Here is an 8,433-nt window from a genome sequence, read left to right on the forward strand (position 1 = left end):
CTGTCGCCGTCGGTCCGGGTCATCCGGTCTTCCTCTCCAGCAGGTCGGCCATCGCCGTGAGCATCGGCAGGCCGGTCTCGGGCTCCAGCCAGTACCACTGGCCGGACGGGTTGCACTCCAGGAACCACCATCGGCCCTGCCATGGCGTCCCCTACGGCTTCGAGGGCTTGGGCAGGTTGGTCGGCGGGGCATCACGCCGGCCGTCGTGCGGGGCGGTCTCGGGCTTGCCGGAGTGGCCCCCGCCGCTGCCCCCGCCCGCCTTGCCGGGCTTGTCGCCGCCCGATCCTCCGCCGTGCCCTCCCATGTCTGCTCCCTGAGGGTCCCGTTGGTACGGCTGACAAGGCGTCCGGACCGGACACCGGGTGGTGACCGGCCGTTCGGTTTTGCAGACCCGCCCGGCCGCCGGAATCCTGGCGGAGAACAGCGGCTGGGCGGGGAGTTGCGCTACTCGCTGAGCGGTTCCACGATGAACCCGAGACGTGCGGGTACGAGCTCACCGTCGACCCGCCGAAGCGGGGCGCCGTACGGGGCGACGGCGTCGAGGTCGTCGTCCTGCTGCCGGAACTCCGCGACCAGGTCTGCGTACCGCGGGTCGATCCATTCCATCGGTTTGCCTCCTCCTCGTGTGCCCGGCAGCGTACGCGCCTGTCAGGCCATGCTGCTCGGCTTGTTGCAGGGCTTCTCCGGCTTCGGCATGGGCCGGATCGCGCACGACGGCGCGTGCTGGCAGTTCGCCGCGACGGACACCAGGCTGTTGTCCGTCGGCGCACGCCACAGCTCCGGGTCGATGTCGAACCCCTGTGCCCGGATGGCGTCCTGGGACTGCTCCAGGATGTCCGGGTCGAAGTTGTCCGGGTCGAAGCCGGGGCTGTGGTGGACGAACACGCCCTCGCGGGCACACAGCTCGGCGTAGGCCTCGGTGTGGACGATGAGCGCGTGCCAGCCCTCGTCCACGATGCGGCTCGGCGCCATGGCCAGGTCCGGCCGACGGGCGCCCGTGGCGACGAACGCGAGCGCCTCGCGAACGATGCGCCATGCCATGTCGACGCTCATGCCCTCGTTGTTGTCGAGCAGGGACGACGGCCGGGGCGGGAATCTGTGGGTTGAGCAGGTTGGTCGGCGGCGGGGTCGGGTGGAAGGGCCCTCACCCTTGGTCGGCGGCCGGCCCGAGGAATCCCGCCGCACGCGGCGCCAGTGCGGCGGGAGCCATCAGGGGCGCATCAGAGGCGCCAGTAGCGGCTGTTGATCGTGCGCACCTCGGCCCGGAGCCGCTGGAGCGTCAGTGACTCGGTCACCGGCTCCAGGGTCGCGGGAAGCGGATCAGGGCCGTCCTGTCCGTCGGTGTCGTCGTATGGCACGGGTCCGCCGAGGAATTGCGTCCAGCTCGGTGCTCGGGGGTCCGGTTCATGTGTCACCCGAGACCCCCACCGGGCACTCGCCGTCATCGACGTGCTGCTGCCAACGCCGGGCGAGCCGCCCGTTGATGACGGGGTAGTCCGTGGCCGGGTACTGGCGCGTGGCGCGGACGTAGTAGTCGCAGTCGAGGCACCCGAACCCGCTGGTGGCGCCGTGCTGTTCAGCTTCATGGAGCGACACGAGTTCCCCCGTTGCGTCGGTGGTACTCCCACGTCAGGGGCGTGTGTCTGTAGGGGTCAGGGGGCCGGCGCCGCGCCTCGGCCTGCCCCTGCTGGTAGTCCGCGCGGCAGGCGGCGATCAGTGAGGCCGAGGCCGGTTTGCTCGGGGGGCGCCGCGCCGGTCGGCGGCGGAGCTCGGGATCGGTGTCCACCGGACCCGGGGCGTTGGGAAGACGCTCGGCAGTCGGCATGGGCGCTCCAGATCTTTCAGGCCGCCGGGGGCTATTCGCCCGGCAACAGGGCGACCAAGTGGTCTGCCATGCCGTCGACGGTAGGGAGACGGCGGTGCGGGCCTCAAGGAGCGTGCGGAAACTTGCAGATGGTCACCCGAACGCGTCTATGGCGGACGTGATCAGCGCGCGGGCCTGGGCTCCGTACACCGCAAGATCGGACAGCTCCACGAACGCGCGGGCGTACTCATGGATCTCGCCGGGCCGGGTGACGGTGAGGTGAGCGGAGACCAACTCCACGTTCACCTGCGCCTCGTCGTAGATGGTGAAGGACTCCACCGGCCAGCCCCCGCCACGCACCCGTCCCAGCGGGATGATCCCCAAGCTCACCGACGGCGTGGCCGCCACGGCGATCAGGTGCCCCAGCTGTGCCACGGTGATCTCCGGGCTGCCGATCACCGTCCGAAGGACCCACTCCTCCACCAGCACAGCAAAGCGGCGCTGACTGACGTGCAGCACCTTCTGCCGGTCCATCCGGACGGCGACGGCCTCCGTCACGTCATCCGGCACGCCTCTCAGAGCGACGATGGTCTCCAGTACAGCCCGGGTGTACGCGGGCGTCTGGAGAATCCCCGGTACCACCCAGGACTGGTACATGCGGAACCGCCTGGTGCGCTCGAACAGCGGCAGGACGGCCTCCTGGGCCCGCCGCAGTCCGGGCCGTTCGAGACGACGCCACTCGACGTAGGCGCCGTCGATCCCCCGGGCGACGGCGAGGAGGTCCTCAGTCTCGTGAGGGACGCCGCAGTGAACGGTCCATGTCCTGATGTCCGTTGGTGACGGCGTCATGCGACCGTTCTCGATGCGCGAGCACTTCGACTCGTGCCAGCCCGTGAGACGGGCCAGCGCGCGCGCAGTCAGGTTCGCTTCCTTCCTGATCTCACGTAGGCGCAGGCCCAGCGCCTGCCGGGCCTGCTGCACGCTTGAGACTGCGGAGTCGGACATGGTGTGAGGGTCTCAGGCCGGCTCGTACGCCTCGTGAGAGGTCGCCCGCGCCCACACGGCCTCGAACGCGGTGGCGCACAGCCGTGCGACGTCCGGGTCCTCGGTCACCTCGTGGTCCACGAAGTCGCCCTGGCCGGTGAAGTGGTTGATCAGGACCGTCCGGCTGTCGAACAGCCAGAAGTCGTTGCCGGGCAGTGCCAGATCGGTGGTGCGGCGACGGGGCAGCCAGCGAACCTGTTCGCCGACCGCGATGTTGTGCAGGTCGGTGATGTCGTACTCGAAGCGCACGTACTCGCTCACCGGCTCAGAGACGATCCGCGCCCGCCTGACCTCGACGCCCCGGCCCGTGGTGCTGGCCATGAGAGCAAGCCACGGACTCTCCGCCCGGCCGGATGCCTCGACATCGCCGGCCTTCCACGCGAGGAACATCGGGTCGTCCAGCATGTAGGCGTCACGCATCTCCAGGTGGACGGCCGACCGCTCACAGGAGGCGAAGAGCTGATCAAAGGGCGCGAGGCTCATGGCCGTTGACCTCCGGGAAGAACCGCATCATGCGGCGGGGGAACTCGATGACCGTCTCGTGCTCGGGGATGTCCATCTGGCTCAGGCGTTCAGCGTCCGGGACCTTCCAGCCCTGGATGATGTAGTTCCCCGTCGCGTCGTCGAAGTAGAGCGTCGGGGACTTTCCCTCGGGGCTGTCCGGGTCCTGCCCCAGCTTGTGCAGCGCCATGGTGGCTCCCTGTGACTGGTCGGTGATCCGCTGGAACAACAGCTTGCAGGCTGCCGCAGGTGAGGCACAGGTGTTTGCGGAAACTTGCGGCAGGTCCTGGACTGGCAGCGAGCCCCGGTTGGTCACAGGTCCCAGGCGCAACGAAGCCCCCGCCTTAAGGACTGGGAAGGGCACGAGTCGGCGACGGTCTACACCGACGCCGTTGCCCCCGCCCTCCAGGAGGGCGGGGGCAAGCCGGTCAAGCGGGTGAGGCTCCTCGCCGGCTGTGGCCAGTGCCCGCCGGGCCCGGTTCCCCACGGCGCAGCCGCCCCCGGCAATCGACGTTGAGCGCGCGCGAAGGCACTGATAACGTCCGCATTCGCGCGGCCGTTCGGACCCGAAGTGCCCGTATGAACAACTTGCCTGCCCGTAGGAGGAATTGACCCATGGCCGTGGCCTGCCCCCAGTGTGGTGCGCCGGACGAGTGCGTCCCCGTGCCGCAAGCCCTGGCGGACGTCCGCCTCGACGGGGGAGTACGGGCGCTGCTGGCCCCGCCGCCCCAGCCGGAGCCGGTCCGCGTCCGCATGCACACCGCCTCGATCGTGCTCTTCTCCGTCGCCGGGTTCTTCCTCCTGTCCGGGCTCGTCTCCCTGCTGAACTCCACCGCGAGCCTGGACGACGGCAACGTCGCCTATCGGGCGGGCCGCATCGTCGGGGTGTTCCTCCTGCCCGGGATCCTGACGGCCATCGGCCTCGTCGTGCACGTCAAGGCCCGTGCGAAGCGCACCTGGGCCGCCGAGCAGGGCCTGCCGGAGCGGCAGGCGATGTGGCAGCGCCACATGCGGGTGTGGCAGGCCGGCTGGCTGTGCCGGCGCTGCTGGGTGGCGTTCTTCCCGGCCGGATCGGTCCGTCCGGACGCCCCCGCCTCGGCCGCGATCCCGCTCGCCCACTTCCCGTCCTGGGTGATGGCCGGGGTCGGGCCCGTCAGCGTCCCCGGGTGGCCGCAGGGCTGAAGCGCCGGGTAGCGTCCCGGGCATGACGACGACCCAGCGGGTGCGCCTGGCGACGTTCAACGTCCTGCACGGTCGGCCGGTCGCGGCGGACGGCCGACCGGCGTCCATGAAGGGCATGGCCGCGCCGGAGCGGCCGCTGTGCGAGGCCGTCACCGCGCTCGAGGCCGACGTCGTGGCGTTGCAGGAGGTCGACCGGCTCCAGGAGCGCTCGGGCGGCGTCGACCAGGCCGCAGCGGTGGCGCTTGCGGTGGGGGCCGGCCACTGGCGCTACGCCTCCGCCCTGCACGGGCACGCCGTCCTCGGGCGCGGCTGGATCCTCGACCCGTCCCGTCCCGGGCTGCGCGTGTACGGGCCCGATGACGTGGACCCGGATGCCGGCGGCCCCTCGCACGGCGTCGCGCTGCTGTCGCGTCTGCCGGTGCGCGCCTGGCAGGCCGCCCGCCTGGCGCCGGCGCCGATCGCAGTACCGCTGCGGATACCCGGCAAGCCGGGCCTCGTCTGGTCCCGCGACCGGCCGCGCGCGGCACTGGCGGCGGTCGTCGAAGGGCGGCGCGGGCCGTTCACCGTGGTGGCCGCGCACCTGTCGACCGTCCCCGGGCAGAACGTGCGTCAGCTGCTGTTCCTGCGCCGCTGGATCGCGGGCCTGCCGCGCCCGCACGTCCTGCTCGGCGACCTCAACCTGGTCGGCGCCCTCCCGCGCACCGTCCTGAACGCCGCCGAACTGCTCGCCGCACCGCACGACTCCGGTCAGCGCAACGGTGCCTGGCGCGATGCGGTCCGCGCGCGGACGTATCCCTCGCACCGCCCGCTGGTGCAGTTCGACCACATCCTCACCAACGGCGTCGCCGCTGTCCCCGACGCACGCACCTCCCGCAGCCCGGTGTCCGACCACCGGCCCCTGACGGTCGAACTCCCGCTCTGACTCAGCCCAGGAGCGCCCGCGCCCGTTCGGCCAGGCCGTCCGCGTCGCACCGGACGGCCAGCTCCAGCCCGCCCGCGAGCGCCTCGCGCGCGTCGGGGCCCGCGTCCAGCGCCTCGCCCAGGTCGACCAGCGCCAAAGCGTGCTCGTAGCGGGCGGGGGAGTGCTCCAGGTGCCGGACGGCCTGGGCCAGCAGCTCGGCGGCGCGCGGGCGATCGTGCACCGAGGCGCTGAGCCGCAGCGCGCTGCCGATCGCCGAGTCCGTGCCCGACTCCCTGGCCCGGCGCACCGCCTCCCCGGCCAGCGCGCGGGCCCGCTCCGGCTCCTTTCCCGCCACCGCGCGGGCCAGGTGGCCCAGCCACGGCGCCCACACCGTGTTGCGCCACCCCCGGGCGTCCAGGGCCTCGCCGGCGGCGGCCAGCGCCTGCGCCGCGCCCGGCGCGTCGCCCCGGGCCAGCAGCAGCCGGCCGTACAGCGTCGGCGCGTCCGGCAGCACCATCACGCTCGGGTACGGCGGCCCGAACCCGTGCTCGTGCGCGAGCTCCAGCGCCTCGGCCAGCCGGCCCCGTGCGGCCAGCGTCTCGGCCAGCGCCCCGACCGCGTCCCAGTGCAGCGGGATCCCCGGACCGATCCGCCCGGCGATGCGCAGCGCCCGGCGCAGGTGGTCCTCCGCCTCGGCGAGGGCGCCGCAGCGGAAGCGGAGCATGCCGGTCAGCAGGTGGGCGAAGCCGAGGTGGCCGCCGCTCCACCCGGCGACCTCGTAGGCGCGCACCGCCTCGGTGAACAGTTCCTCGGCCCGGTCGACGCGGTCCGCGTACAGGTAGCTGATGCCCAGGATGCCGGGCAGCTCGAAGCCCCAGGTGGTGTTGGTCCAGCCCAGGCTGCGCGGCAGGCGGCCGTGCGGCAGCGCGGACTCGGCCAGGGCCAGCGCCTCCTGGCGGTCGGCGCCGCGCAGCGTGAGGTCCCAGCAGCGCAGCACGGCCACCGCGTGGACCAGGCCGTCCTGTTCGAACAGCGCGCCGTCCTCCACCCCGGCGCCGGTGTCGGCGCCGGCCTCGGCGTCGGTGAAGGCCAGGCCGACCGTGCCGAGCATCCGGGCGAACGCCGCGAGCCGCTCCGAGCGCGCCGGCCCGTCCTCGTCCACCGACTGGAACACCGCGAACATGAAGTGCGCGACCTCCAGGCGCAGCCGCCCCGGCCCCGGCGAGGTCCGCGCGGCCTCCTCGGCACACACCGCGGCGGCCTCGTCGAGCCGGTTGCTGTGGGCCAGGGCCTGGGCCAGGCGGAACGTCGCGTCCACCCGCGTCGCGGCGTCCAGCCCGTCCGGCTCGGCGAGCGCCAGACGCAGCTGGTTGACGGTGGTCGCCGGATCGGTGAGCAGGGCCGAGCAGCCGAGTTCGTAGAGCACCGTGGCCCGGTCCTCGTCGGCGGGCGGCTCGCTGATGGCCCGGCGCAGGCAGCGCTGGGCGGCCTCCGGCGCGCCGATGGCCAGGTGCTCGCGGGCGGCGCGGCGCAGCTTGGCGACGATGGCGCCGTCGCCCTCGGGCAGCAGCTCCAGCAGGTGCCGGGAGGCGGCGAGCAGCCCGAGGCCCGCGTTCTCCACCTCGACGGCGGCCACCCCGTGCATCCCGGTGCGGGTGGCCGGCGGCATGGACTGGTAGAGCGAGGTCGCCACCAGCGGGTGGACGAACTCCAGCCGCCCGCCCGGCGCGCCGGTCAGCACCCGGTGGCGGCGCAGCTCCCGCACCGATCCGGCGGCGGTCTCCGGCCCCTGGGCGCAGATCGCGGCGGCGAGCTCCGGGCGGATGTCGGTGCCGAGCATCGACGCCGCCCAGGCGAAGCGCAGCGTGGTGGGTCCGAGTTTGTCGAGCCAGTGCCGCAGAGTCATCCCCCGGGCGTTGGCGGCGAGTTCGCGCAGCTGCGCGGCGTTCTCGCCGACCGGGTCGAGCTGCTGGTCGAGGACCTCGCGCAGCAGCGCGGTGGTCTCGTACGGGTTGCCGGCGGTCACCGACCACACGTCGCGGCAGAAGGCGTCCTCCGCGCCGTCGCCCAGGGCCTCGCGCACCAGGCGCGCGACCGAGGCGGGCCGCAGCGGCCGCAGCCGGTGGCGCCGGTCGGCCGCCGCGGCCAGCGCCCGCTCCAGGGCGAGGACGCCGTCGGGGAACTCGTCGCGGCAGGCCAGGACCAGCAGGGCGGGCAGCTCGCGGGCGCGCACCGCCACGCCCGCCAGCCAGCCCAGCGACTCCGGGTCCGCCCAGTGCAGGTCGTCGACGATCACCGCCACCGGCGGGCGCAGCTGGACGAGGCGGGTCAGCACGAAGTCCAGCCCGTCGCGCACCCCCTGCGGGTCCAGCTGCCCGCCGGGCCGCAGCAGCCCCACCGCCGGGCCCACGATGTCCTCCCACGGCCCCAGCACCCGCGCCCGCTCCCCGTCGGACAGCGCCGCCAGCACCGGCTGCACCAGCTGGCGCACCACGTGGAACGGCTCGTGGCGCCGCTGCTCCCCGCCCCGGGCGAACAGCACGGTGCAGCCCGCGCCCGCGGCCTGGCGCCGGACCTCGGTCAGCACCGCGGTCTTGCCCAGTCCGGCGGCGCCGGTGTACAGCAGCACCTCCCCGGTGGCGCCGTCGGCGCCGGATCCGGTGCCGCCGTCGTTCCTGCCGGGCCCGTTGCCGGGCCGGGCGAGCGCGCCGATCGCCTCTGAGGACGCACGCAGCTCGGCCTCCCGCTCGTGCAGCCGGGCCCCCGGCCCGCCGTCCGCGCCACCGTCCCCCGCAGCGGGCAGTCCTTCGGCCACCTTCATCTCCAATTCGTGCGCATAAGGCCGCTGTTGACGAGCCATTAGTAGGGCTTGGTCAGGTCTGTTTTCGTGTGGGTATGTCGCGGTGGCAGGTGGGGCAGGCGCCGGCCCAGGTCGCCAGAAGGATCTGGAGCTCGCGGACGACTTGGTAGAGGCTCAGGCCGGCCCCGCGTCTTTTGGGGC

Annotated in this window: 11 protein-coding genes and 1 pseudogene; 2 read left to right on the top strand and 10 right to left on the bottom strand. The window is 73.3% G+C overall.

Annotated features, from left to right (window positions below; genetic code table 11):
- Positions 1 to 19: 19 nt before the first annotated feature.
- The 9 genes and pseudogenes from PUR71_RS00670 to PUR71_RS00710 all read right to left on the bottom strand — a co-directional run.
- Positions 20 to 139, bottom strand: a pseudogene (locus PUR71_RS00670) (ATP-grasp ribosomal peptide maturase); the annotation flags it as partial.
- Between the two features lie 12 nt (positions 140 to 151).
- Positions 152 to 304, bottom strand: a complete 153-nt coding sequence (locus tag PUR71_RS00675) for a hypothetical protein (protein WP_329924301.1) — start codon at positions 302 to 304, stop codon at positions 152 to 154.
- A gap of 140 nt (positions 305 to 444) precedes the next feature.
- Positions 445 to 606 (bottom strand): hypothetical protein, encoded by a 162-nt coding sequence (locus tag PUR71_RS00680; RefSeq protein ID WP_329924302.1) that lies wholly within the window; start codon positions 604 to 606, stop codon positions 445 to 447.
- A gap of 42 nt (positions 607 to 648) precedes the next feature.
- Positions 649 to 1,053 (bottom strand): hypothetical protein, encoded by a 405-nt coding sequence (locus PUR71_RS00685; RefSeq protein WP_329924303.1) that lies wholly within the window; start codon positions 1,051 to 1,053, stop codon positions 649 to 651.
- Positions 1,054 to 1,220: 167 nt separating this feature from the next.
- A complete protein-coding gene (locus PUR71_RS00690) occupies positions 1,221 to 1,358 on the bottom strand; it encodes a hypothetical protein (RefSeq protein ID WP_329924304.1) in 138 nt (45 codons plus the stop codon).
- 46 nt (positions 1,359 to 1,404) lie between these two features.
- On the bottom strand, positions 1,405 to 1,596 hold the full coding sequence (locus PUR71_RS00695; protein WP_329924305.1) for a hypothetical protein: 192 nt from the start codon (positions 1,594 to 1,596) through the stop codon (positions 1,405 to 1,407).
- A 361-nt stretch (positions 1,597 to 1,957) separates the two neighbouring features.
- Positions 1,958 to 2,809, bottom strand: a complete 852-nt coding sequence (locus tag PUR71_RS00700) for a helix-turn-helix domain-containing protein (protein ID WP_329924306.1) — start codon at positions 2,807 to 2,809, stop codon at positions 1,958 to 1,960.
- A 12-nt stretch (positions 2,810 to 2,821) separates the two neighbouring features.
- Positions 2,822 to 3,331: a DUF6879 family protein gene (locus PUR71_RS00705; RefSeq protein WP_329924307.1), complete on the bottom strand. Its 510-nt coding sequence runs from the start codon at positions 3,329 to 3,331 to the stop codon at positions 2,822 to 2,824.
- Entirely contained in the window at positions 3,312 to 3,539 is a 228-nt protein-coding gene (locus tag PUR71_RS00710) for a hypothetical protein (RefSeq protein WP_329924308.1), read from the bottom strand. Before PUR71_RS00710 ends, PUR71_RS00705 begins: the two co-directional genes overlap by 20 nt.
- A gap of 425 nt (positions 3,540 to 3,964) precedes the next feature.
- Between PUR71_RS00710 and PUR71_RS00715 the strand changes: the two genes are divergently transcribed.
- Both PUR71_RS00715 and PUR71_RS00720 read left to right on the top strand, forming a co-directional pair.
- Positions 3,965 to 4,531, top strand: a complete 567-nt coding sequence (locus PUR71_RS00715) for a hypothetical protein (protein WP_329924309.1) — start codon at positions 3,965 to 3,967, stop codon at positions 4,529 to 4,531.
- Between the two features lie 22 nt (positions 4,532 to 4,553).
- Entirely contained in the window at positions 4,554 to 5,453 is a 900-nt protein-coding gene (locus PUR71_RS00720) for an endonuclease/exonuclease/phosphatase family protein (RefSeq protein ID WP_329924310.1), read from the top strand.
- 1 nt (position 5,454) lies between these two features.
- Here PUR71_RS00720 and PUR71_RS00725 read toward each other — a convergent pair whose 3' ends face one another.
- Complete coding sequence (locus PUR71_RS00725) at positions 5,455 to 8,253, bottom strand: ATP-binding protein (protein ID WP_329924311.1); 2,799 nt, start codon at positions 8,251 to 8,253, stop codon at positions 5,455 to 5,457.
- Positions 8,254 to 8,433: the final 180 nt, after the last annotated feature.

It is taken from the genome of Streptomyces sp. SP17BM10, from assembly GCF_036322405.1.
GTDB lineage: Bacteria > Actinomycetota > Actinomycetes > Streptomycetales > Streptomycetaceae > Kitasatospora.